The following is a 25,762-nucleotide window of genomic DNA, read 5'->3' as shown; positions in this document are numbered from 1 at the left end:
CTCAACCCCCTCCTTTCAATTCTTCTATATTAATTTCTTGCCAGCTCTCATTATATTTCATATACCATGATGGTATAAGTGTCAGCACGTTAGATGCACTATCTTGAAAGGTGAGTCGATAGCCTACTTGGATATCAGCGATATTTTCTAAATTATAATTTGCACTTGTATTTTCTAAAGCGTAAATAATGTCATGGCCACTTGGTAGGTCTATTGAATCTCCCCCTAACGAGTCATTTAACTGAAATAGGGGACGATTATATTGATATAATTCTTGCTCTCGCCATTGTTGTTCCATAATCGTTAAATCTCTTCGATTAAATATTGGATGGCCTTCAAAATACATTTGATATTTCAAGCTACTTGTTGCATGGTTCAAATCGACTAATTGATAATCATCTGTCCATCCATTATGTTCATTAATATTAGAAATACTAATATCTAACAAATTAACCGCATCAAGACGCTCGTATGTGGAGTCAAATGGATTAAAAAACTCCATATTGCGTTCATCGCGGAACACACGCATCTCTCGTTGTCCATCGGTAAAGTAAGCTTCCCCTGCATTCGATATATTACGGCTAACAATCGATGGATTATTAAATAATGTATTCACTAACAATGTTGGTTCAATGTTATTTACAGTTAACGACCAACGTATCATTGCATCTGGATTCTCTGGAATATAAATTGGATCCTCAGCATGTTCAAATACAATGAAATTGCCTAACGAATCATGCGCTGTCACATACTCCCACATTTGTTCATAACTTGCTGTATTATTCACAATAGCTTGCGCTTGGTGTTCTCCATCAATTCCAATAAAATGAAACATTAATGATGTAGAATCTTCATCAAACGTAATCATAATACGATCAAAAGACCATTGTGGTAATGTCTCATCTTCATGAACAGAGAATAGATTACTAATGATCTCCATTGGCAACGCATCTGGAAATCTTACTTCAACTTGAAAATTTTCCATCGGGACTTCCGCTTGATCAACTGTTTGTAAATCAAATAACACCCAAGACTGCATTTCCTCGTACAATTGCTGCTGTTTCATTGGGTCAGTAAATCCAAAATAATTATAGTTACTATGAAAAATGATTGAACTTGGCTGGATAATATCTTGTCTTTCTTGTTCTGTTCCACCAACATTAACTTCATTCACATATGTTTGGTCATATAGTAAATCATCATTTGGTTGAAAATTCCACAGTCCAAATGTCAGCACAAAACTAAATCCTACTAAAAGGGTTAATATAATTGTTTTTACCGTTTCCCACTTCATTTCGTACCCCTCCGCTTCTGTTTCATCAGCGGAAGTGTAAAGAGGATTGTTGTCCCTTTACCTTCTTTGCTATTGGCCCATATTTTTCCGTGATGGGCTTCTACTAACTCCTTGGATATGGCTAACCCTAGACCTGTACCACCCAGTTTACGAGATCTTGCTTTATCTGCCCGATAAAAGCGTTCAAATATTTTGTCTAACTTATCATAGTCAATTCCTAAGCCTTCATCTTGAACACTTACCATTAAATGATATTTCTGTTTCTCTACTTTAAATCGAATGGTCCCACCATCCGGAGAATACTTAATGGCATTAGAGATAATGTTATCCAATACTTGAGTCATCTTATCTTTGTCCATCCAGACATAATAGTTTCCTTTTGGCAAGTCTCTTTTTAACGATATATCTTCTTCTATATTCATTTCAAAGCGATCAATCACTTCGTGGAAATAGGAAATAAACTCTACTTTTTCCTTGTGTAATTGGTATTCTTTCGTATCCATTTTGGACAGTTGTAGTAAATCTTTGACCATGCGGATCATCCGCTCTGTTTCGTTCTGAGCTACCCCTAAAAACCGCGGTGCTAGTTCTTTATCTTTCCATGCACCATCAGTTAATGCTTCGATATAGCTATGCATCGTTGTTAGCGGCGTCCGTAACTCATGGGAAACGTTTGAAACAAACTCTCTTCGCTCTTGTTCTACTTTTTCCTGTTCTGTAACATCACTAATAACCGTAATAAACCCAGTAATATCATCATCTTCATCTGAGATAGTAGAGAAATTTGCACGGATTAGGAAATAATCGTCATCCTCACTAAAATCAATAATCATGGAACCACTATTTTGTAATTCACAGATATCAACAATTTTATCTTCCAATTGTAAAACATCTAATAGAAAACGGCCACGTGCTTCATCAGGACTTTGGCCTAATAATTTAGCAGCAGCATCATTCATTAACGTAACTGCGCCATTTTGATCTGTTGCAATAACCCCATCAGACATATTAGATAGGACAGAACTAAGTTTCCTTCTTTCTTCTTCTATTGTCGCATAGGAATGCTGCAATTGATCATTTAAATCATTAAATGTAATTGCAAGCTGACCAATTTCGTCTGTTCCATGGACATTCACCCTTTGGGAAAAGTCACCTTTAGCCATGGTTTGTGCCTGTTGTTTCATTTCCATAATAGGCTTAGTAATGGTTCGTGCAACTAAAATGCCTAATAATGCAGACACCGATATTGCCAAAAAAGATCCATTCAAAAAGATGTCATTCACATTTTGTAGCTGGTTATAAACACTTTCCAAAGAAGCTTCTAAGTAAATAGCTCCTACAACGGTATCAGAATCCCCATTAATCGGGACAGCCTTCACGAAGACTCGGTTCTCTGTCTCTGGATTTAACATGGTCGTTTCCAACGTGGAACCAAATCGTAAAACACGCTGTATCATATCTTCTGTTGTTTTTTTACCAATAATATCCTGGTTTAAATAATCATTTGTTCCAAGTACCCGACTTTGATTGTTAATTACCTGTAGGCTCGTTATATCATCTGTATCCACATCTGTTACAATATCTTGGACTTCTTGTTGTAGAGTTGGCTCATTTCCGTCCTCAGTTCGTTCTCTATTAAATGCCTGCTCTAAGTTATAACTGAGTAGTACCACTCGGTCATTAATGGATTCCTCAAAATTCTCCTGTAGTTCGATTTCTAATTCACGTGCAAAATAGGAACCGATTACTTGTATCGCAATTAAGATTAATAAAATATAAATAATGATAAATTTTAATTGAATGGAGCGGAAAAAACCTACCTTTTTCATACAACATTACTCCTGCTCAGGGTTACGTAAATAATACCCAACACCTCGTCTTGTGACGATCCAAGACGGATTACTTGGATTCTCCTCAATTTTTTCACGAAGGCGGCGGACCGTGACATCAACTGTTCGTACATCCCCAAAATAGTCATAGCCCCAAACCGTTTCTAATAAATGTTCTCTTGTCATCACTTGTCCAATATGACGCCCTAGGTAATGGACTAGCTCAAATTCACGATGTGTTAATTCAATCTGTTCGCCATCACGCGTAACAGTATAAGCCTCAGGATGAATGACCAACTTACCAATGGCAATATCTTTTGTTTTCTTTGTTGATTCTTCAGGCACTTGTTGTTGTCGTCGTAAATTTGCTTTCACTCTTGCAGTTAATTCCCGATTACTAAACGGCTTTGTTACATAGTCGTCTGCACCAAGCTCAAGGCCTAATACTTTATCTATTTCTGCATCCTTGGCCGTTAACATGATAATTGGCATTGTTTGTGTCTTTCGTATTTCCCGACAAACTTCATTCCCATCTTTATTAGGGAGCATAATATCCAGTAATACTAAGTCTGGTTTTTCTTCTTCAGCCAGTTTAATTGCTTCATCTCCATCATAGGCACATATAACATCATAGCCCTCTTTTTCTAGGTTGAATTTTAATATATCTGCAATTGGTTGCTCATCATCTACTACTAAAATTTTTTGACTCACAATCCTCACATCCTTTTAAACGATAAACTCTTCTACTCTCTTTATTTTATCGTACTTTCTAGCAAATGTCTGCACCTACAAATTACTCTTTGACCATTATCGGCTATTTCAACCCATGAGGTCTTTTCTAAAGCATAGTTGATTTTTTTAAGTTAACATTGATAACCTATCACTTAAAAATAGGATGTGAAAAATAACAATCTTTTATTTAAAATCTTTTCACATAGTGTGTTGGCTTTCTAATGCACATAATTCTTTTTATGCGTAACAAGCGATGCTTAGAGCATTTATCCGTTCCGGAAATATACTTCGCTTTCCACGGGTGGCTGCTGAGCCTCCTCAACTCGTTCCTCGTTTGTGGGGTCTCATCTAGGCCTTTCCGACGAACAGGACGTTCTAGTGTCAGTGTTGGTCACAGGACGTGACCGTTTTAGCCGACGAACCGTTGGAGTCTACGTATATTTCCTCCACTGATAGAATCAACATTTCCTATTATATATTGTGTTTATACGATAGTTGATTGGATCGTAGGACAGTCGACTTCTGCGAAAAAAACACACAGCTAGATCTGAAACAGGAAACGGTTTTCTTCCAAGGTAGGCTGAGGTCGTACGTGATAAAGTAGACACTGTGAAAACGAATAGTTTGAACAGATGTCGCACTTATGCCCCTGGTGAAAGCGAAGTGTTTTTCCGAAGCGAAGCAATATGCATATTCTCGTTATTGCGCATCATACATCTTATACGCAGGACGTTCCATATCTGGATGTAACCGTCTTTTAGAAAGGCTGTTTTCTAAAAGATTGTTGCTTTTAGGTATGAAACGTCATGCATATAAGATGGATTATGTGACGTGAATTGTAACATATGAATAACATTAATTATTACTGACAGAACAAACGGTAATAAACTCAAAGAAATAGTCCATTAGACCATCTCTATTGGACCGAAGTGAACGGAAAACCACTGAAATAGTCCATTAGATCGTCTCTATTGGACCGAAGTGAACGGAAAACCACTGAAATAGTCCATTAGACCGTCTTTAAATAGCGCTCACTATCAAAATACGAATAAAAGCTGACTCGTTTGGAGGAATTCCTCCTACTGAGCCAGCTTTATCTATAATAAGTTTGCGCTTAGAAATAATTCGTTGGATTTTCTAATGCTCCATTTTTATAAACTTCGAAATGCAAGTGAATTCCAGTTGAATTGCCTGTTGAACCCATTACACCGATTTTAGATCCTTTTTCTACCGTTTGGCCTACCTTTACATCAATAGACTGAAGATGAGCATATATGGTTTTCATCCCATTATTATGATTAATGACGATTTTATTCCCATAACCACCGCTATCATAACCAGCAGATTCTACAACACCATTATCAGCAGCTAAAATGTTTCGATTACTTGGGCGAGCAATGTCAATCCCCTTATGCGTTGATCCCCAACGCTCGCCAACATGACTAGAAATATAGCCACCGACCGCTGGCCAACTGAGAGACCCTGTACCACGCGAAGGTATTACCTTAGTTCCTTTGATAATCACTTCTTTAACGGGATCCTTGAGAATTGTTTCATCTAGCACTTCTTGATCAATAATAGTTCCATTTTGCTTTTTGATGGAATAAAGGACGTCACGTTTTCCTTTTTTTCCTTTTTGTTGAACTTCTTCTTCACCTTTATATAACTCATCAGACTCTATTACTTCTGTGTCATAAGGAATTGCTTCTTCTGTTCGTTTTTCTTCGATTAGGATAACTTCTGCAAATGGTTCAGTGTCTGTTACGTTAATTTCCTGATTGATTTGAAGAACGGATTCTTCGGTTACCGATGGGTTTAATTCTAGTAATTTTTTCGTAGACAAATCATATTGATCCGCAATCTCTCCTAATACTTCTCCTTCTGCGACATGGTGTACTTTCTCTTCTAACGTTCCTTTTTCTAGGATTTTAACACCTTGTTTAACAGAAAGAAGCTCCTCTTGGTTTACTTTTTCCGTCGAGAAGGAGACATCTTCTGATAATGTGACATCTTTGATTTGGCTTTCATCTATGTCGAGTATAGTATCTGTCTTTCTTCTAGATTCAACTTCCTCTAGCACTTCTTTATCAACATATTTTGCTTTATAGTTAAAAAGTACTTTTTCAGCTGTTTCTTGATCTTTAAAATAACCAACTATCTGGTTATCGACATGAAGTTCAACTGCTTCAATTCCAGTAGTTAATGTATCTTCTAAGACTTCTGTCACTTCTCTATTTTGAACTGTTGGGTGAAATGCTTTTTCAGAAACATAGGAAATGTCTTGTTGAATCGCTCGGGTAAGACCATCATCATTGGTGTTATTAGCTAATTTGTCCTCTATAACAGTTTGCACCGTTTCCTTCGTATCAACCTTTCCAATATGTTTACCATCTATGTATACGTGGTAAATAGTTTCTAAGTCACCATTCTCCGCAGCAACTACACTTGAAAAGGTAAAAGGCAATGCAAGGCAAAGCAAAATCATAAGTCTTTGTATAGATCCTGACACTTTAAGTTGTTTGTTCTTTCTAGTACTGTTGTAAAACACCGTTTCGTTCCCCCTATCAAGTAGATTGATAGATTTTCAAATTTACTTTATCAATCTACCACAGGAATGGGGGATAATGGAATAGTATTCATCATACTGTAAAGAAACTGTATCATAACTCGATGTTTTTTTACAAAATGATTACAAAAAGAACCAAATAATGCTGAAAAAAGGCACTTCCACTCTAAATATGGGAGTACCTTACAGTTGTTTTAGCTACTATATACACTACGAACTATATTTGTTTGACTGCGATCTGGTCCGACAGAAAAAATGGAGAGTGGAATTTCGGTTAATTGGGATACACGTTCTAAATAATGTCTTGCATTAGCTGGTAATTCATCTAAGCTTTTTACGTTTGTTATGTCTTCATTCCACCCTGGCATTTCTTCATAAACTGGTTCACATTCGGCTAAAATGTCTAAGCTTGCTGGGAATGATTTTAGTAATTCCCCTTTGTATCGATAAGCCACACATATTTTCACTGTTTCGATACCTGTTAAGACATCTAAGGAGTTTAAAGACAAATCAGTAATACCACTAACACGACGAGCATGACGCACTACGACACTGTCAAACCAACCAACCCGACGTGGACGGCCAGTCGTTGTACCATATTCCCGACCCACTTCTCGTATTTGATCTCCTATTTCATCATGCAATTCAGTTGGAAAAGGACCATCTCCTACACGTGTCGTATACGCTTTTGAAACACCAACAACATGATTAATTTTAGTTGGCCCAACGCCTGATCCAATCGTGACACCACCAGCAATTGGGTTAGAAGATGTAACAAATGGGTATGTACCTTGGTCAATATCCAACATAACCCCTTGTGCACCTTCGAATAAGACACGACGTCCTTCATCAAGTGCATCATTTAACACAACAGATGTATCACATACATAATCTGCCATTTGCTGACCATAATCATAGTATTCCTCTAGTATATCTTCAACACTTTCGCCTTCTACCTCATAAACCTTTTCAAATAAACGATTTTTCTCTTTGACGTTTTGTTCTAGCTTTGTTTGGAATGCATCTTTATCCAACAGATCTGCAATACGAATGCCAGTTCTTGCTGCTTTATCCATATAAGCAGGGCCAATTCCTTTTTTCGTCGTGCCGATCTTATTCGTTCCCTTTTCTTGTTCTTGTAAGTAATCCAATTTTAAGTGATATGGTAAAATAACATGGGCACGATTACTAATTCGTAAATTATCAGTGGAGATTCCCCGATCATGCAAATATTGAATCTCATCGATAAATGCTTTAGGATCTATGACCATCCCATTGCCTAATACACATAATTTATCATCAAAAAAGATCCCAGATGGAATTAAATGTAGTTTATATGTAATATCATCAAATTTTATGGTATGACCTGCGTTATTTCCACCTTGGTAACGAGCAACGACTTCCGCATTTTGGGATAAAAAATCTGTAATTTTACCCTTTCCTTCGTCACCCCACTGTGTTCCAACTACAACTACTGAGGACATATTAAAACCTCCACCTTATAAAGTATGTTAATTGTTACTAAGATAGTGCAATTTTATCAATAAACACCTATATAGTCAATTAGAACACGAACATTATAAATCTATATTTTTTTATCGTTCGTCAAAATACATTATCTTATTTTTCTTATTCAAAATTCTGCTTGGATAAATGATGGATAATATCTCCTCTACTGATAATTCCGGCCACTCTTCCAGTTTCGTTTCTAAAGTAGAAATTATTCTTTAAGAGTAATAGAATGAGTAACCGTATATACCTGGTAAATCATGAAATCACGTAATCTTCTATCTTTGATCAGGGTGTTATCTAAAAGATTTTTGTTTTTTAAGTATAAATCTTAATACACAGTTGATGTATTATGCACAATAGTTTTAGCTATGAAAATCGCTACGGAAATATACTTCGCTTTCACCAGGGGCATAAGTGCGACATCTGTTCAACTGTTCGTTTAACAGTGTCTACTTTACCGCGGGTGGCTGTTGAGCCTCCTCGTGCTACGCACTCCGGGGTCTCACCTATGCCTCTCTTCCCGCAGGAGTCTCCGTATATTTCCTACGCTTGTGATATGTTTTTGGCTATGTCATTATTTATAGTAATCCGTTGTTATGGAGTTATGGTCAGCCAAATAATTGTTGGGAAGCTATTCCAAGCGGCGGAAAATGCGAGACTCCTACGGGAAAAGGAACAGTCTGAAGACCCCACAGCGAGCGTACTTTGCTCGCGAGGAGGCTGAAGCGTTCCCCGAGGAAAGCGAGTGTTTTCCGCTGCGGTGGTTGAGCACTCATCCTATAAAGGATGATAAGGAAACATATTAAAACTATTGCGCACAATATGAATTATGCGTAGAAAAAAACTACAACGTAAGGGAAGAGGAACCTGAATTATGTAGTAGATCGTAATAAAAGGTATACTAACTAATGGGGTTGATACGAACTTAACTGAATCCATCATAAAGCATAATAAAAAGCTTGTAGAAAAACGGATGATTTCTCTACAAGCTTTTGCATTTTAGGCGTGTATGGGCTCTGGTGGTATATCACTCGTACTATACCGATGATCTAAGTCTACAAACTTATTATATTCTTTTACAAATGCTAATTCTACTGTACCAACTGGACCATTACGCTGTTTTGATATAATGATTTCAATAATGTTCTGTTGTTCAGATTCTTGATCATAGTAATCATCACGATACAAAAATCCAACAATATCCGCATCCTGTTCAATACTTCCAGATTCACGTAAATCTGACATCATTGGTCGCTTATCCTGTCTTGATTCTACTCCACGGGAGAGCTGTGACAAAGCAATTAATGGAACATTTAATTCACGTGCTAATGCTTTTAAAGAACGAGAGATTTCCGATACCTCTTGTTGCCTATTCTCACGTGAATTTTCACTTCCTTGGATTAACTGCAAGTAATCAATTAAAATCATGCCTAACCCATGCTCTTGTTTCAGGCGACGACATTTCGATCGAATTTCACTTACTCGGATACCTGGAGAATCATCAATGTAAATCCCAGCATTTGATAAGCTACCCATTGCCATCGTAAGTTTACCCCAGTCATCTGCCTCTAGATTTCCTGTACGAAGGCGTTGTGCATCAATATTTCCTTCAGCACAAAGCATACGAGACACTAATTGATCTGCTCCCATTTCCAAACTGAATATCGCGACATTTTCATCTGTATTCGTTGCGACACTTTGAGCAACGTTTAAAGCAAATGCTGTTTTACCAACTGATGGACGAGCAGCAATAATAATTAAGTCATTTTTTTGGAAACCAGATGTGATTCGATCCAAGTCACGAAAACCTGTTGGAACACCTGTTACATCCTCACTTTGCTGGTGAAGCTGTTCTATATTATCATACACATCTATCAATACATCTTTAATAGATTTAAAAGCACCTGAATTTTTTCGACCGGAAACCTCTAATATGTTTTTCTCTGCTTCATTTAATACATCTTCTACTTGATCTTCATTGCTAAAACTAGTTGTCACAATATCTGTTGCTGTGCGGATTAAACGGCGCAACAAGGCTTTTTCTTCCACGATCTTACTATAGTATTCAATATTTGCCGCTGTCGGAACACTGCTAGCAATATCGGTTAAATAGGAAACACCACCAATTTCCTCCAATGTCTTCTCATTTGATAAGGAGGTTGTTACGGTAACAATGTCAATTGGTTCTCCTCTATCCGAGAGCTTCATCATCGCATCAAATATACGTTGGTGGCTAGCACGATAGAAATCTTCTGGCATCAAGCGTTCTGATGCTTGTGCAAATGCTTCTGGCTCTAAGAAAATAGCACCTAAAACAGCTTGTTCAGCATCGACATTATGTGGTGGTGTTCGATCATTCCACAATTCACTCATCGTTTCTCCTCCTTATGAAGACTTTCAAACACGATCGTTACGTAAATCTCCTCATAGACAATACATGCATGTCCCATTCTTACATTCTATTTGCGAATTCACCAGTTGGCTGTTTTCTAAATTAAAAACACTCAATATTGACAATGTCTATTATTCGCTTCGAACAACTGTCATTGTCACTAGGAATATTTAAAATGAGTGCAGCACAACTTAGCGGAGGAAAAACACGAAGACTCCTGCGGGAAGTAGGAGATCGGTGAGACCCCACAGGACGCTAGTCCGAGAAGGCTCAACACTCCCCGGCGGTAAAGTAGACACTGTGAAAACGAACAGTTTGAACAGATGCCGCACTTATGCCCCTGGTGAAAGCGTAGTGTTTTTCCGTAGCGAAGCTATGTGCATATCCTAGTTATTGCGCATAATATAGTTTATTGATCTTAGAAACCAACAACGTATGCGAAAAGATCCTAACATTTTAAGAAAGAACCTTATATTAAACAAATGTTGACCCACTGTTAAAGCGGGTCAATTGTTTCAATTTTATTCTTCTACAACATGTACTTTAATCGTACCAGTAACTTCAGGGTGTAATTTGACAGGAACATTGGTATAGCCTAATGCACGAATTGGGGAGTCCAATTCAATTTTACGTTTATCGATTTTATGGCCATGTGACTTCTTTAATGCTTCGGCAATTTGTTTATTGGTAATAGATCCAAACAATCGACCACCATCACCTGATTTTGCCTTTACCTCAACCGTCGTATTCGCTAGCTCTTCTTTTAAACGTTTTGCTTCTTCTACTTCTTCTTGTTCTTCTTGCTTTTGTTTTTTCTTTTTCGCTTCCAACGCTTTTAAATTAGCACTAGTTGCTTCTTTTGCTAGATTATTTTTCAATAAATAGTTGCGTGCATAGCCATCAGAAACATTTTTCACTTCCCCTTTTTTGCCTTGTCCTTTTACATCTTTCATTAAAATTACCTTCATTCTGTGTCTCCCCCTTCATAATATTCATCCAGTATATCCTTTAAAAATGCCTCTGCATCATCAATCGTTGTATCTTCAATTTGGGTAGCAGCATTGGTTAAATGGCCACCACCATTCATTTTTTCCATAATAACTTGCACATTGACATTACCAAGTGAGCGTGCGCTTATTCCTATTCTACCATCCGTTCGTTCACTTAGGACAAATGATGCATTTACTCCACTCATCGTTAGCAAAGTGTCCGCAGCTTGTGCGATTAAGACTGGTCCATATACTTCTCCATCATCTGCTTTTGCAATGGCAATGGAATCTCGATAAATGGTGGCTCTTTCAATTAATCTACTTCGCTTAATATAAATATCAAGGTCTTCCTTCATAAATTGTTGCACTAATACGGTATCTGCACCTTTTGAGCGTAAATAAGAAGCTGCATCAAAGGTACGAGATCCTGTTCGTAGGGTAAAGCTTTTCGTATCCACAATAATACCTGCTAATAATGCTGTTGCTTCCAGCATGGACAGCTTTAATGTCGATGGTTGATACTCTAACAATTCTGTTACTAACTCAGCAGTAGAGGATGCATATGGTTCCATATATACCAGTGTTGGATTTTCCACAAACTCTTCTGCTCTCCTGTGATGATCAATTACCACTTTATAATCTGTCTTCGTCAAGAGACGATCACTTACAACCATAGATGGTTTATGGGTATCTACTACAACTACCAAGCTTCTTGAAGTAATCATTTCATCTGCTTCTTCTGGGTCGATAAAGTATTGCCATAGGTTTTCTTCTTCTTTAATTGATTGAATTAGGCGATTAACACCAGTGTCTACATCATTAGGGTCAAGTACAATTCGACCTTCTACACTATTTGCTTTAGCTATATTTAGAATCCCGATTGCTGCACCAATTGAATCCATATCTGGTGATTTATGTCCAAGAATAATAACATTGTCACTTGCTTTAACAAGTTCTATAAGTGCATGGGAAATAACCCGTGCACGTACTCTTGTTCTTTTTTCAACTGGATTCGTCTTTCCACCATAAAAACGAACTTTACCTGAGTCATCTTTAATAGCCACTTGGTCTCCACCACGGCCTAAAGCTAAATCAAGACTAGATTGTGCCAAATCTCCAAGTGTTGGAAGATCAACATTACCTGAACCAACACCAATACTTAAGGTAATTGGAATATTTTGCCCAGCGTTTAATTCACGGACTTCATCTAAAATGTCAAACTTCGACTTCTCCAAATATTGCAGAATTTCTTTCGTTCCAACAGCTAAAAATCGGTCTTGAGAAGTTCTCTTTAGGTAAAGACCTGATTCCTGTGACCAATTATTTAATACAGAAGTTACTTGCGAATTTAACTGACTTTTTAATGTATCATCCATGTTCTGGGTTACTTCTTCATAATTATCTAGGTAAATAATTGCTAAAATCGTTTGATCATTATAATACAATGTTTCGATCTCTGATTGTTTCGTACGATCAAATAAATATAATAAACGTTCTTCTTTTTTAACCGTTACTTGGAACTCATATTCCTCTATATGAAGCCATATCTCTTCTTTATCTTCTTTGATCATTGGTGTTAACTTATCAGATAAAATCTCTAGAGGTTTCCCAACTAACGTATCATCTTCCACAAATCGATTCATATATGGATTTGCCCATTCAATTTGATAGTCATCATTAAAAAGAATTATTCCAATTGGCATTTCCAATAACGCTTCTTCTCCTACCTTTTTAATACGATAGGATAATGTGGATATATATTCCTCCGTTTCATTCAATAACTCTTTTTCATGTCGTATACTATAGTAAAGTGAAATAACTAAAAGTATCGTCATGATTAGTCCTAAAATCCATTGAAAGTACCAAATAGCTAACACAAAAAGAAAGGATAAACTATATATAATCCACAAATGGCTGCTAAGTATGGTCTTTTTTTGGAAATCTGGCATAAAATCAGCTCCTACTACTTAACTCCCATTTAGTTTGATTGTTTAGCGATGCGATCTCTCAACCCAAATCCAATATCAATAATACCAACAAGTCGAACCAAATATAGTAGAACAAATGGGAGAAGTACTGTTGCTACTACAATTCCAATTGGTAATGCCTTTGAAATCTTTTTATGATGTGCATAAAAGAATATAAATGAAAATCCCTGAATCGTCATGAACATTCCTGCTAGCATCAGAACATTCGTAACACCTAGATAAAGTGTACTAGAAGGTTCTAATGAAAAGAAAGAAAGAATTAAGGCGAAAAAGTATATCCAAATTAACGAAATCGGCATTCGTAATTGGCGAAATGGTGGAAAAGCTAGCTGTCGATTTTCGATTCGATTTAAGATTTTATAACTAAACCACTGACTAACCAACGCAAGAATAATTGCAATAACGGCAATGGCAAACGGTACTAAATCCTTGATGAACATCATTTGTTCTTCTATTATTTCAAATTGTTCTTCTGTTTGTTCCCCTAATCCGAACTGTTCCAGTGTGCTTCTACTCATTTCCATGGATTCTTGGATTGTTTGGTCTAATTCTTCCATCCAATTGACTTGAAAAATAACTTGGCTAAAAAGGAAAACAAATAATAATCCAGCTATAAATCCTACTGTTCCACGTGCCCACGTTTCATATGGTGATATATTGTGGTGAATAGCGATACCAATCATAATCCCGCCCAAACCAGCTAGAATTGTCATTGGTAATGAAAAGATAGTAGCAAATATAAGGGATAAGATCGTTGCTACTGTTAGCATTAAGAATGATGGCTTCCAATCATATTTTGATGCATATATAATAAAAGGAATTGGTAATAAAAATATCGAGAAAATGGATATGACTGGGACAAATGTTGAAATCAATAATAATACAATATATATTCCAGTTAACAATGCTCCATCTGTTAATTTTTTGGAAGCATTCATATCTTAACACCTCATAAATGGTTATATTTTTTTCATCTCATTACAATATGATAACATGATTCCTATGTCTTTTGGTGTAGAAATTAATAGAAATATTATTTCCTAGGTAATGAGGTCTGGTCTAATTTAAGTGTTCGCTTTTTCGACATTCGCTAAACATCTATTTACTTTAGTTTTTGCAATCAGTATTTAATCCGATACAGATGTCATGGAGTGTTCATTGTATTTAAAAGAAAATCAGGGAAATTTCTATTATAATAAAAGGAAGAACTTAAATATGAAGGAGAACATAAATGAAATTTCGACAAGCCTTTCTCTATAGTTTAAAACTACCCTCTAAACAAGCTATGTTTAAACTAAATCGTATTGGAATGGATATAACAGTTATTTATATGTTTATATTACTATTTATTGTTTCCATTCCATCACTTATTGATAGAATAACAGCAACAAGTGGCATGAGCTCAGATATGAATATATTATTTCTACTCCTGTATTTTTTTATTTTTTATTATTTACCTTTAACCATAATGGTTTTTCTATTATTATCAATTGTTGCCTATATCAGTACAGGGATTGCAAAACTTCTAAAACGAAAAATCCGTTTTTCGATTCTATGGAAACTGGCTGCCTATGTGACAACAATTCCACTACTACTGTATACGGTTATTGCTTTTCTCATTCCAGTTAGTGATACGTTTTTATTACTGGTTACGATTTATGTTTTCATTTTAATGCTGAAAATGATTACGGTATATCCCAAGCGAAAAATTCGATCTAAATGAGGTAGGAACAAAGGAGCGTTTAGGATGGGGAAGCTTGTCCGATTTATTATCATGATTAGTTTTATTAGTATGGTCGTTGCTTGCTCCAATCAGTCTGAAGAACTAAATGATGAGGAAACATTAATGGTCTCAGCAGCATCAAGTCTTTCTCCCGTAATGGAAGAAGTCACAAATGCTTTTGTAAAGGATTACCCAGATATAACGGTTAACTACAATTATGGTGGATCTGGTAAACTAGCACAGCAAATCCAACAAGGAGCCCCTGTTGATCTTTTTTTGTCTGCAGACCAAAATTGGATGGAGGTACTAGTAGAGCAACAATTAGTCGATAGTGATTCAATTGCTTCATTTGCATCCAATCAACTAATTGTTATCTCACAAAAAGGATCGGAATTTAATCTTGATGAACTACTAGATATTCCATCTTTACCAGTTGAGCAAATTGCAATTGGTAATCCTGAAAGTGTCCCAGCTGGAAAATACGCAAAAGAGGCATTACAACGGGAAAATGTATGGGACGAATTGGAAAGTCAATTTGTTTATGGAAAGGATGTCAGGCAAGTCCTAACATTTGTGGAATCTGGTAACACTGATATCGGATTTATCTATGCTAGTGACCTTGAAACCTCCCAAAGTGTGGAAACACTATTTACTATACCAGAAGGATTACACGAAGAAATTTATTATCCTGCTGGAGTCATTTCAACTAGTAATCAAAAAGATGAAGCGTTATCCTTTATACACTTTCTTCAGAGTAATGAGGCACAGACTATTTTTGCACAATACTATTTACAACAAAAGGAATAAAGGTGGATGAACAAATGAACTATACACCATTATTTTTGTCCTTAAAAATAGCTGGGATTGCTACCTGTATTGTCGTTATCATCGGAATACTCTTTGCAAGGCTTCTAGCCAGAAACGAGTTTCCTGGAAAACGAATAATTGAAGCAGTCATTATGCTCCCACTAGTTTTACCCCCAACCGTTGTTGGATTTGCATTATTATATTTATTTGGTAGGAATGGACCAATCGGAGGAATTTTATTGGATTGGTTTAATATACAAATTGTGTTCACATGGATTGGAGCTGTCATTGCGGCCATCGTTGTATCATTTCCCTTAATGTATCAAAGTGCATCAGCAGCATTTCAGAACTATGACCGGAATATTGAAAATGCTGCTCTAACCATGGGAGCATCAAGATGGAAAGTATTCTGGACTATTTCATTTCCACTCGCATGGCCTGGTTTACTTGCTGGTTTTGTATTAACATTTGCACGTGCTTTAGGAGAGTTTGGTGCAACCTTAATGATTGCTGGTTTTATTCCAAATCAAACCGAAACCATTCCATTAGCGATTTATTTTGCAGTAGAATCAGGAAATATGGATGAAGCACTCTTTTGGGTAATTAGTATTATATTAATAGGATTTTCAGCTATCCTTTGGTTGAATTGGTGGAGTGGTAAGAATATCTTACGTTTTAGAAGTGATTCCTAATAATGTAGCTGGAAAGGGTTATCTATAATAATAATCCTTTACTTGATAGATGATGCGGCTTTACATATAGATAACGGAATGACGATTCATCCATAAAACTTAGGCGGTTCCTCTTTCCGCTATTAGTAAAAATAGCCTTTCATCTGTAGGATAAATTAAAAAAGTGGGAAACTAACGTGAATCGTCATAAGAAATAGTGGTCAAGTATGAAAAAGACAAGAAGTGCATCGCATTTTATATAAATAACGACATATGAGCTAATTGACTTTAATAAAAAATCAGGCAAATGGTAAGGTGAATGTAGGATGTTAAAAGTTTCGATCACCAAAAAATTAAAAGCATTTTTACTGAGTGTTTCTTTTCAGGTGGATGATGAAATTGTTGTATTATTTGGACCATCTGGTTCAGGAAAAACAACAATCTTAAATAGTATTGCAGGCTTAACACAGCCAGATGCTGGCTCAATTACATTGTATAACGATAAACTGTTTGAAACAGGGCAAAGAGATGTCCCAATCCAAAAAAGACAGATTGGATACGTTTTTCAAGATTATGCCCTATTTCCTCATATGACCGTGGATAAGAACATCCGATATGGGATGAAAGATGAACATTTGCTCGATCAATTAATTGATATTGTTGGCATCCGTCATCTATTAAGTCGCTATCCATTATCCATATCAGGTGGGGAAAAACAACGGGTTGCATTAGTTCGAGCCTTAGCAACAAAACCAAATTCCTTGTTACTGGACGAACCTTTTTCCGCATTGGATGATAAGACACGAAAAGAGTGTCAAGATGAATTACTCCGTTTACATAACCGTTGGAAAATTCCAATTGTAATGGTGACACATGATTACAAAGAGGCTAAAAAACTTGGGGACAAAATTCTAAACCTAAAAGACGGAGAGATTGTTCAGTCCACATAAAAAAACCCTTTACGTATCCATAATTGGATCTGTAAAGGGCTTTTTTATTATTCTGCAACGTAAGGCAATAATGCCATTGTACGAGCACGTTTAATTGCTTTTGTTAGTTTACGTTGATACTTTGCAGAAGTTCCAGTTACACGACGTGGAAGAATTTTTCCGCGCTCTGAAATGAAACGTCTTAGCAAATCAACATCTTTGTAATCGATGTGTGTAATTCCGTTGGATGTGAAGTAACACACTTTACGACGTTTTGCACGTCCGCGACGAGCTGCCATAAGTATCCCTCCTATTTATCAAAATGGTAAATCATCATCTGATATATCAATAGGCTCCGCGTCGTTTCCCCACGGGCTATTATTTCCTTGTTGTTCCATCGGGTTCTGATTTTGATCCGGTTTTGGACTTTGTTGGAATCCTGTTGTACCTTGTCCTCTTTCCGGTGAGGAGGATCCTCTTGATTCTAAGAACTGTACACTATCTGCAACAACTTCGGTCACAAATACTGTTTTTCCATCTTGACCTTCAAATGTACGTGTTTGTATCCTACCGTCTACTCCAATCATACTACCTTTTTTCATATAGTTTGCAAGATTCTCTGCTGGTCTACGCCAAACGACGCAATTAATAAAATCAGCTTCACGATTCCCTTGTTGATTGGAAAACGGGCGATTACAGGCTACTGTAAAATTAGCTACTGCTACTCCACTCGCTGTATAACGTAGATCAGGATCCTTCGTCAACCTGCCGACAAGTACGACACGATTCAACATCAGAACCACTCCTTATTTATTGATCATCTTCTCGAACTGCGATATGACGAATTATATCATCAGAGAACTTCGCTAAACGATCAAACTCATTAACAGCTTTTTCGTCACCACTGAAGTTAATGACAACATAATACCCATCACGATAGTTTTCGATTTCATAAGCAAGACGTTTCTTACCCATTTCATCTACTTTTTCAATCTCCGCTCCATTATCTGTAAGAACATTGTTAAAGCGCTCAATTAAACTGGTTTGCGCCTCTTCTTCGATGTCTGGGCGGATGATGTACATGATTTCGTATTTTCTCATCCGTTGCACCTCCTTTTGGTCTTAACGGCCCTTATTCGCTAGCACTATTGGCTATCATAAGAGCAAGGAGTAATAATTATTACTCACAATAGTGTATTATACCAAATCCTTTTTTAAATAACAAGCCTTCGAGAGATCCTTTCCATCGTTATACGAGTAAATGTAAACCTATCATGGTTACTTCCGTACAGGAAATAGCAATATACTAGCCCTAGTCCCCAACTATTAATGTGACTTCCTTCTTCTCTTTTCGATAAGTCAATATCGAATCACTTATCTATTAAAGAGGAAGTTCGATTAAAAGCACTACTTTGCATGGTAACATCGAACCACCTAGCATAGCCTGACGAAGTTCATACGTTGCTACTGGGTGCTTTTTAGCTTTTAAAGTATTAGACATTAAAACGAAAGTGAATTACATCACCGTCTTGAACTATATAATCTTTTCCTTCTAACCGCACTTTTCCATTTTCTCTTGCTTGTGCCATGGAGCCTGCTTCTATTAAATCGTCGTAGGAAACCGTTTCTGCCCTGATAAAGCCTCTTTCAAAATCAGTATGAATAATACCAGCAGCTTGGGGTGCTTTAATACCTTTGCGGAACGTCCATGCCCTTACTTCTTGTTCTCCTGCTGTAAAATAGGTTGCTAATCCTAACAATTGATAAGATGCTTTGATTAACTGATCTAGCCCAGACTCAGAAATCCCCAATTCTTCTAAATACATTTCTTTTTCATCTTGATCTAGCTCAGCAATTTCTTCTTCAATTTTAGCACAAACAACTATTACTTCGGCATTTTCATTTGCAGCATATTCTCTTACTTTTTGTACATACTCATTCTCTTGTCCATTTGCAATGTCTTCTTCACTTACATTTGCCACATATAACGTAGGCTTACTGGTTAGTAAATGAAGTCCTTTTACCACCTTTTGTTGCTCTTCAGTGAATTCCAGTGCACGTACTGGCATTTCGCTTTCTAAGCCATCTTTTACTTTTGTTAGTAAGTCAAATTCTGCTACAGCTTCTTTATCCTTTTGTCTAGCAAGCTTTTCAACACGTTGGATGCGTTTCGTTACTGTTTCTAAATCTGCTAAAATAAGCTCTAGATTAATCGTTTCTATATCATCAATCGGATCAATTTTACCAGATACATGTGTAATATTCTCATCTTGAAAACAACGGACAACCTGACAAATAGCATCCACTTGCCGTATATGGGATAGGAATTGGTTTCCTAATCCTTCTCCTTTACTTGCTCCTTTTACAATACCTGCTATATCTGTAAATTCAAATGCTGTTGGGATTGTTTTTTTCGGGTTTACTAATTCGGTTAATTTTGCTAAGCGTTCGTCGGGAACTTCTACAATCCCTACATTCGGATCGATTGTTGCAAATGGATAATTTGCCGCTTCTGCACCAGCCTGTGTGATTGCATTAAACAATGTCGATTTACCGACATTTGGGAGCCCGACAATTCCTGCTGTCAAAGCCATTCCATATTCACTCCTTAAGGATTTCATTCATCTGAACGCGTTCGTCTCCCTAATTATAGATACTAGCGAAACAATTGACAAGCAATGAAAAAGCAAAAACAGGAAACTTTTCTTTCCCATTTTTGCTTTTTGATTAATACTTTATGATTTTTGACTATGTATCAGTAGATTAATATGCTATTTTTTTACCCTATTTAACTTTCTTCTGCCTTCTCTAATACCTTCTTCATCTTTTTGGTAAACTCTTTTCGAGGAATCATCACACTATGATTGCAGCCTAAACATTTTATTCGAATATCCATCCCCATGCGAATAATCTTCCAACGATTTTCACCACATGGGTGTGGCTTTTTCATTTGTACAACATCATGCAATCCAAACTCTTTCTCAGCCATATATATCCTCCTTTCCCTGTTACTCCTTCTCACTTGTTTCATTTTCTTGGCTCCGTAACTTATCTCGCTCACGCTGAGAATACATGACAAGTCTTGGTGCTGGAATGTCTATACCAGATTTATATAATTGATCCTGTAATTCTCTTCGAATCATACGCTCTCCTGCCCATTGAAACCCTGGATCAGTCGATGCAATAACACGTATAGCGTAAAAAGATAAATCTAAATTTTGAACTCCAATAATCTCTGGTGTTTCCTTAATAAACTCATATTTTTGTGGAAGCATTGTTGCTGTTCTTTCAATAATACTTTCGGCCTGTTCCACATCACTTTCATATGGAATATTAATATCGACTACTGCTAACCCATTGTGAACGGAGTAATTGGTTACTTGGGTAATATTTCCGTTTGGCAGAACATGTAATTCACCAGTCCAACTTAAAATTTTAGTCGTACGAAGACCTATTTCTTCTACTGTCCCCTCTACGCCAGCAGTAGCAATATAATCCCCAACAGAAAATTGATCTTCAAAAATAATAAAGAATCCAGAAATAATATCACGTACCAAATTTTGTGCGCCAAAACCGATTGCTAAGCCAGCCACACCAGCACCTGCCAATAATGCACCAATCTGAAAACCAAGTACATTATCCAAGATCATAATGAACGCAACAAAATAAACGACATATGACGCAATATTCTTGATTAATTTTTTTAGTGTGTTTTCTCGACGTTCTGAAATTCGAATAGGACCTTTTTTACGATTAGTAAAAAGCCTATCCGTGATCCGTTTACTAACACGTACAAGAATTAATGCTAATAGAATGATAATAATGATATCAAAAACACTTTTTGCTACAGAAATCCATAAATCAGGACCTGTTATATATTCCCATACTTGTACCATTTGTTGATAAAATAAATCCAATCGAATACCTCTCTTAACTAAAGTTGTCGTCTCCCTTCGATTATACCCAAATTTTACAATATTAATCTCTGCCTGAAAAGAAATACACTAGTAAACTTTTCATGGATTACGGTGTAGCATCGGATATAATAGTAGCCTTGTTAAAACATATAAATTTAAAATGCCATAAATCGGATATAAATAGGCAACCAAATTAGAAAACCCCACCATCGTTAATGGAATCATCAGAAAAAGCATGATGATAACTAATTTCCATAATGGCGTTTTAAAATAGTTCCTAATCCTCGTGACAATTCCAAGCATTCCTGAGGCTGCTGTTGTAAAAATGGCAAACCATAGTAAAAGTGACATAAAAATGTACATGTGAAATGGATAATGATTTAATATCGCAAATAATGGAATTTCATATAATAGTAATTCATCAGCAATTTGAATCAAACTATTATTGTAAATATAGGAAATCAATCCTAAAATCATACCACTCCCAACACTTGCAATCCAAATTTCCCGTTTTGAATTTATTTTATTTCCAATAGCACCTAGTACGGCAATTAGCGGTAATATATTTAATGCTGTAAAAGGAAAAGCAGCCATCCAATTTCGCTGCTCATGTATGTGGGCGAATAATTGCATATCTTGGTCAATCATAAACATAAATAGCACATAAACTAGTCCACTTAATAATAGAGGCAAAATGAATTGATTAATCGTTAATATCCCATTAATCCCTTTTATAAACAAAATGATGAGTGCTAAAACCATGATAGCAACTCCCCACCAGTAATTAAAATTAAATGCCTCCCCAGTTGCACCACTGCCTGCAATCATAACTACAGTTGTCGTAAATAAATATAAAAAAATCATAATATCATAAAATTTTGTCAGACGCTTTCCAACGATATTTTGTAGTACAGGCAAATAAGAGCTAGAACCCTTCTGTTTGCTGACATTCAAAATAACAAAACAAGAAGTAGAAAAAAAGAGAACAAATAATAATATAGCTAGTCCACTTTCATGGCCGAAAAATTGCCACAACTCCCTTCCTGAGGCATAACCTGCACCAATAGTAGTACCAATAATTAAAAACATCCATTTCATGCCGTCTCTTATCATAATCCTATCCTCCATTGTATTTTCAGATGTATAAAATACCGATTATTTCCGTATACTAATATCAATATGATTACGGAGGATAAGCTATGAATCTGATGAATCGTTTCAAACAAAAAAACGAATCCATACGTGTGTTACATACCGAGCCTGATGTATGTTTGAAAATAAATAAACAAATATTAGCATGGATGCCAAACACTCCACGAGAATACGTTGTGGTTTGTATTGGAACAGACCGTTCAACAGGGGATGCACTTGGTCCATTAACTGGCTATTACTTAAAAGAAATGAAACCAAGACACATGTCTGTCTATGGAACTTTACAAAACCCTGTACATGCCACAAATCTAGAGGATTATGTGAAAACGATTGAACAAAATCATCGTAATCCATTTATTATTGCTGTAGATGCCTGCCTAGGCAAAGCAACCTCTGTTGGTTCCATCATTGCAGAGAATGGACCTGTTAGACCTGGAGCAGCATTGAATAAATCCCTTCCATCTATTGGGGATATTCATTTGACTGGTGTGGTCAACATAAGTGGATTTATGGAGTATTCTGTATTGCAGAATACCCGTCTATCTCTTGTCGTAGAAATGGCTAAAACAATTGCGTCTACCCTTGACGAAATTGATCAACAGTTAACATCTAGTAGAACATCACCAGCTATTGTCATTTCACAAATGGAAAATAAGGAAAGAACGATATAGATCGAAACATACGAGGCTGCCTTGGGTCCTGATTACTTTTTATGTGTTACTGATACGGGCACTGATGGGCATATATACTCTATTCCCTTTCAGCGTTCTTTCCTGCTGATTTATATACTGTGCAAGTGTTTTTTATTTCTTTTTCACCCCTATTAACTAATTCTTTTAGTGGTAGTCGTCCTCTAATTTAATCACCCTTTATGCTTAGTAAAACTAGAATATCTAGCTGAAATTTAAATGGATCTTTTATACTTTGTTACCTTTTAAAAAAGCTTAGAGAATTATTCTCTAAGCAACATCATTTTTGATATAAATTGTTTACCTTATAATTACTTTCCAAATCATTTAGTATCATAATCAACCTGGAGGTTCCCTCTATAATAGATTTAATCCAACAAGAAAATCTCATCAACCTATTTAAAACAAATGATAGATATAATATATGAATCCTACTGTTATTAATGATGGTAATAGATTGGCAACACGTATTTTCATTAGATTTAATAGATTCAAACCAATCCCAACAATCAGCAAACCACCAACTGCTGTCAACTCCGTTATAAAGCCATTCAATATTGCTTCTGGTACCCATCTTTCCACCTGAGTTGCCATTAACGCAATTGCACCCTGGTATAGTACTACAGGCACAACAGACAATATCACACCAAAACCAAGCGTCGTAGTTAATACCAACCCAACAAATCCGTCAATAAAACCTTTTGTAATTAAAATTTCATGATCACCACGAAGGCCACTATCTAGAGCACCTATAACCGACATGGCACCAATAACAAACATTAAGGATGCTGTGATAAAACCTTCTGCAACACTGAAATTTTCATTTTGTGATGTGAACTTACTTCCAATCCATGCACCGAATCGATCTAGTCCTTCTTCAATATGTAACAGTTCCCCAATAACAGCACCAGTTAATAAACTTAATAACACAATTACAATCGTTTCTGTAGAAAAGGCCATTTGAAAACCTATTAAGATTACTGCTAAGCCGATTCCGTGCATAATTGTTTCTTTAATTCTTTTTGGTATCTTTGTGAAAAATAGGCCTATTAAACAACCTATTATAATACAAGCACCATTAATAAGTGTCCCGAATAAAACCATTACGTCATCTCCATCTATATTTCGAAACCTCACGTTTACGAAGTTTTTTAGTAGGATCTTTTCGCATACTTTGTTTTTTTATGTCGCATAAACCATATTATACGCAGTAAGTTAAGACGATGTTTAGCTCGTTTACCCGTTCCGGAAATACACTTCGCTTTCACCATGGGCATAACTAGAAAGGAACAATCTTTTAGAAAGCAGCCTTTTAGTAACCCCCCTATTTTTATTGGTTGTTTTATAACTTCCTATTTACCTACTACCCTTTTAAAGGTTACGATATGCTTCAATAATTTCCTGAATAGCAGCAAGGAATTTTTCTACTTCCTTTTCCGTATTATACATGCTTAAACTAACTCTTACTACCCCTCTATCCATTGTTTCTAACATTTCATGCGCAAGAGGACTACAATGCAACCCTGCACGTACAGCAATATTATAGGTAGAGTCTAGAATCATGGCGATTTCCTGTGAATCAATATCTAATACATTAAATGCAATAATTGGTATCCGTTCTGCATTGATGTCTGGGCCATAGAGGGTAACACCATCTAATTGGTTCAATCCTTTCCATAATCGATTGACTAAAAATGTTTCACGTGGAACATTTTGATTCATTCGTTCCTCATATATTAATAACGCAGCATGTAAACCTGCAATTCCTGGAGTATTTAATGTTCCACTTTCCAATCGTTCAGGAAGCTTCTTAGGTTGATCCACATCTTCTGAGTAATTACCAGTTCCTCCATGATGTAATGGAGTTAAGGAAATGTCACCCTCTATCAACAGCATCCCTGTTCCCTGAGGTCCCAATAATCCTTTATGTCCAGGGAATGCCAACATATCAATACCTTGTTCCTTCATATGAACTGGTATATGACCCACAGTTTGTGATCCATCAATTAATGTAATAATTTGCTCGTTTTGTTGTCTTACATACTTGATTACTTCCTCGATTGGAATAATTGCACCCGTGACATTAGAGGCGTGTGTCATTGCGACTAGTTTTGTAGAAGGTCTAATTGCATGAAGAACCTCGTTAACAAAAAGTTGCTGATCTCCTTTCCATTCAATATGAGTTATATCAACATTGTATTGTTTAGCAAGAAAAGCTGTCGGACGGCGAATGGAGTTATGTTCAAAGGAAGTTGTAATAATATGGTCTCCTCTTTCCCAAGATAATCCTTTTATAGCTTGATTAATGGCAACTGTCGCATTCGAATAGAATAATGCCTGTTTGGGATTTGTACAACCAAATAGTTTTGCAGCCTTTTCTCTTGCATGTAGAATAATGTTTGCTGCTTCTCTTGCCAGCGTATGACTTCCCCTACCTGGATTTGCACCGATTTCATTTACCGCCCGAACCATTTCTTGTGAAACTGAGGGCGGTTTTGGAAAAGAAGATGCAGCATTATCAAAATAAATCATGAAGAAATCTCTCCTTTTTACCTAGTAACTCATTCATATA

23 protein-coding genes are annotated in these 25,762 nt (G+C 36.4%); 5 read left to right on the top strand and 18 right to left on the bottom strand.

What is annotated here, in order from left to right:
- Nucleotide 1 precedes the first annotated feature (1 nt).
- From GHC26_RS00475 to GHC26_RS00435, 9 genes are all read right to left on the bottom strand, one after another.
- Entirely contained in the window at nucleotides 2-1,294 is a 1,293-nt protein-coding gene (locus GHC26_RS00475; protein WP_163969301.1) for a YycH family regulatory protein, read from the bottom strand.
- Nucleotides 1,291-3,123, bottom strand: a complete 1,833-nt coding sequence (gene walK / locus GHC26_RS00470; RefSeq protein ID WP_163969300.1) for a cell wall metabolism sensor histidine kinase WalK — start codon at nucleotides 3,121-3,123, stop codon at nucleotides 1,291-1,293. The genes GHC26_RS00475 and walK overlap by 4 nt, the downstream gene beginning before the upstream one ends.
- 6 nt (nucleotides 3,124-3,129) lie before the next feature.
- The gene (gene yycF / locus GHC26_RS00465) at nucleotides 3,130-3,834 is read right to left on the bottom strand and encodes a response regulator YycF (protein ID WP_163969299.1); all 705 of its coding nucleotides are present in this window, start codon (nucleotides 3,832-3,834) and stop codon (nucleotides 3,130-3,132) included.
- Nucleotides 3,835-4,969: 1,135 nt separating this feature from the next.
- A complete protein-coding gene (locus GHC26_RS00460) occupies nucleotides 4,970-6,403 on the bottom strand; it encodes a M23 family metallopeptidase (protein WP_226376808.1) in 1,434 nt (477 codons plus the stop codon).
- A 212-nt stretch (nucleotides 6,404-6,615) separates the two neighbouring features.
- Nucleotides 6,616-7,905: an adenylosuccinate synthase gene (locus tag GHC26_RS00455; RefSeq protein ID WP_163969298.1), complete on the bottom strand. Its 1,290-nt coding sequence runs from the start codon at nucleotides 7,903-7,905 to the stop codon at nucleotides 6,616-6,618.
- 1,027 nt (nucleotides 7,906-8,932) lie between these two features.
- Nucleotides 8,933-10,306 carry a replicative DNA helicase gene (gene dnaB / locus GHC26_RS00450; protein WP_163969297.1) on the bottom strand — a complete coding sequence of 458 codons (1,374 nt, stop codon included), beginning with the start codon at nucleotides 10,304-10,306 and terminating at the stop codon, nucleotides 8,933-8,935.
- 540 nt (nucleotides 10,307-10,846) lie between these two features.
- Nucleotides 10,847-11,293, bottom strand: coding sequence for a 50S ribosomal protein L9 (gene rplI, locus GHC26_RS00445; protein ID WP_163969296.1), 447 nt, complete (start codon nucleotides 11,291-11,293; stop codon nucleotides 10,847-10,849).
- Entirely contained in the window at nucleotides 11,290-13,263 is a 1,974-nt protein-coding gene (locus tag GHC26_RS00440; RefSeq protein WP_163969295.1) for a DHH family phosphoesterase, read from the bottom strand. The genes rplI and GHC26_RS00440 overlap by 4 nt, the downstream gene beginning before the upstream one ends.
- Nucleotides 13,264-13,292: 29 nt before the next feature.
- Nucleotides 13,293-14,240, bottom strand: coding sequence for a YybS family protein (locus GHC26_RS00435; protein ID WP_163969294.1), 948 nt, complete (start codon nucleotides 14,238-14,240; stop codon nucleotides 13,293-13,295).
- Nucleotides 14,241-14,533: 293 nt separating this feature from the next.
- Here GHC26_RS00435 and GHC26_RS00430 point away from each other — a divergent pair, with 293 nt between their 5' ends.
- From GHC26_RS00430 to GHC26_RS00415, 4 genes are all read left to right on the top strand, one after another.
- Nucleotides 14,534-15,025 (top strand): DUF1189 family protein, encoded by a 492-nt coding sequence (locus GHC26_RS00430; RefSeq protein ID WP_163969293.1) that lies wholly within the window; start codon nucleotides 14,534-14,536, stop codon nucleotides 15,023-15,025.
- A 24-nt stretch (nucleotides 15,026-15,049) separates the two neighbouring features.
- The gene (gene modA, locus GHC26_RS00425) at nucleotides 15,050-15,832 is read left to right on the top strand and encodes a molybdate ABC transporter substrate-binding protein (protein WP_163969292.1); all 783 of its coding nucleotides are present in this window, start codon (nucleotides 15,050-15,052) and stop codon (nucleotides 15,830-15,832) included.
- Nucleotides 15,833-15,846: 14 nt separating this feature from the next.
- The gene (gene modB / locus GHC26_RS00420) at nucleotides 15,847-16,524 is read left to right on the top strand and encodes a molybdate ABC transporter permease subunit (protein WP_163969291.1); all 678 of its coding nucleotides are present in this window, start codon (nucleotides 15,847-15,849) and stop codon (nucleotides 16,522-16,524) included.
- A gap of 305 nt (nucleotides 16,525-16,829) precedes the next feature.
- Nucleotides 16,830-17,453 (top strand): ATP-binding cassette domain-containing protein, encoded by a 624-nt coding sequence (locus GHC26_RS00415; RefSeq protein WP_163969290.1) that lies wholly within the window; start codon nucleotides 16,830-16,832, stop codon nucleotides 17,451-17,453.
- 47 nt (nucleotides 17,454-17,500) lie between these two features.
- On the opposite strand, the gene rpsR is transcribed toward GHC26_RS00415, so the two are convergent.
- The 7 genes from rpsR to GHC26_RS00380 form a co-directional block, all read right to left on the bottom strand.
- A complete protein-coding gene (gene rpsR, locus GHC26_RS00410; protein WP_163969289.1) occupies nucleotides 17,501-17,731 on the bottom strand; it encodes a 30S ribosomal protein S18 in 231 nt (76 codons plus the stop codon).
- A gap of 18 nt (nucleotides 17,732-17,749) precedes the next feature.
- Nucleotides 17,750-18,226, bottom strand: a complete 477-nt coding sequence (ssb, locus tag GHC26_RS00405) for a single-stranded DNA-binding protein (RefSeq protein WP_163969288.1) — start codon at nucleotides 18,224-18,226, stop codon at nucleotides 17,750-17,752.
- Between the two features lie 16 nt (nucleotides 18,227-18,242).
- Nucleotides 18,243-18,533, bottom strand: a complete 291-nt coding sequence (gene rpsF / locus GHC26_RS00400) for a 30S ribosomal protein S6 (protein WP_163969287.1) — start codon at nucleotides 18,531-18,533, stop codon at nucleotides 18,243-18,245.
- Between the two features lie 392 nt (nucleotides 18,534-18,925).
- Nucleotides 18,926-20,026: a redox-regulated ATPase YchF gene (gene ychF / locus GHC26_RS00395; protein WP_163969286.1), complete on the bottom strand. Its 1,101-nt coding sequence runs from the start codon at nucleotides 20,024-20,026 to the stop codon at nucleotides 18,926-18,928.
- A 194-nt stretch (nucleotides 20,027-20,220) separates the two neighbouring features.
- Nucleotides 20,221-20,421, bottom strand: a complete 201-nt coding sequence (locus GHC26_RS00390) for a DUF951 domain-containing protein (RefSeq protein WP_163969285.1) — start codon at nucleotides 20,419-20,421, stop codon at nucleotides 20,221-20,223.
- A gap of 19 nt (nucleotides 20,422-20,440) precedes the next feature.
- Nucleotides 20,441-21,349, bottom strand: coding sequence for a mechanosensitive ion channel family protein (locus tag GHC26_RS00385; protein ID WP_226376807.1), 909 nt, complete (start codon nucleotides 21,347-21,349; stop codon nucleotides 20,441-20,443).
- Nucleotides 21,350-21,448: 99 nt separating this feature from the next.
- Nucleotides 21,449-22,462, bottom strand: coding sequence for a YkvI family membrane protein (locus tag GHC26_RS00380; protein WP_163969284.1), 1,014 nt, complete (start codon nucleotides 22,460-22,462; stop codon nucleotides 21,449-21,451).
- Between the two features lie 86 nt (nucleotides 22,463-22,548).
- Here GHC26_RS00380 and yyaC point away from each other — a divergent pair, with 86 nt between their 5' ends.
- Nucleotides 22,549-23,172 (top strand): spore protease YyaC, encoded by a 624-nt coding sequence (gene yyaC, locus GHC26_RS00375; RefSeq protein WP_163969283.1) that lies wholly within the window; start codon nucleotides 22,549-22,551, stop codon nucleotides 23,170-23,172.
- A gap of 417 nt (nucleotides 23,173-23,589) precedes the next feature.
- Here yyaC and GHC26_RS00370 read toward each other — a convergent pair whose 3' ends face one another.
- Together GHC26_RS00370 and GHC26_RS00365 are read right to left on the bottom strand one after the other, a co-directional pair.
- Nucleotides 23,590-24,294 carry a DUF554 domain-containing protein gene (locus GHC26_RS00370; protein ID WP_163969282.1) on the bottom strand — a complete coding sequence of 235 codons (705 nt, stop codon included), beginning with the start codon at nucleotides 24,292-24,294 and terminating at the stop codon, nucleotides 23,590-23,592.
- A 267-nt stretch (nucleotides 24,295-24,561) separates the two neighbouring features.
- On the bottom strand, nucleotides 24,562-25,722 hold the full coding sequence (locus GHC26_RS00365; protein WP_163969281.1) for an aminotransferase class V-fold PLP-dependent enzyme: 1,161 nt from the start codon (nucleotides 25,720-25,722) through the stop codon (nucleotides 24,562-24,564).
- Nucleotides 25,723-25,762: the final 40 nt, after the last annotated feature.

The sequence above is a fragment of the Oceanobacillus halotolerans genome (assembly GCF_010993955.1).
Taxonomy (GTDB): Bacteria; Bacillota; Bacilli; order Bacillales; family Amphibacillaceae; genus Oceanibacillus_A; species Oceanibacillus_A halotolerans.
This window is presented reverse-complemented; position numbering and strand designations above follow the sequence as displayed.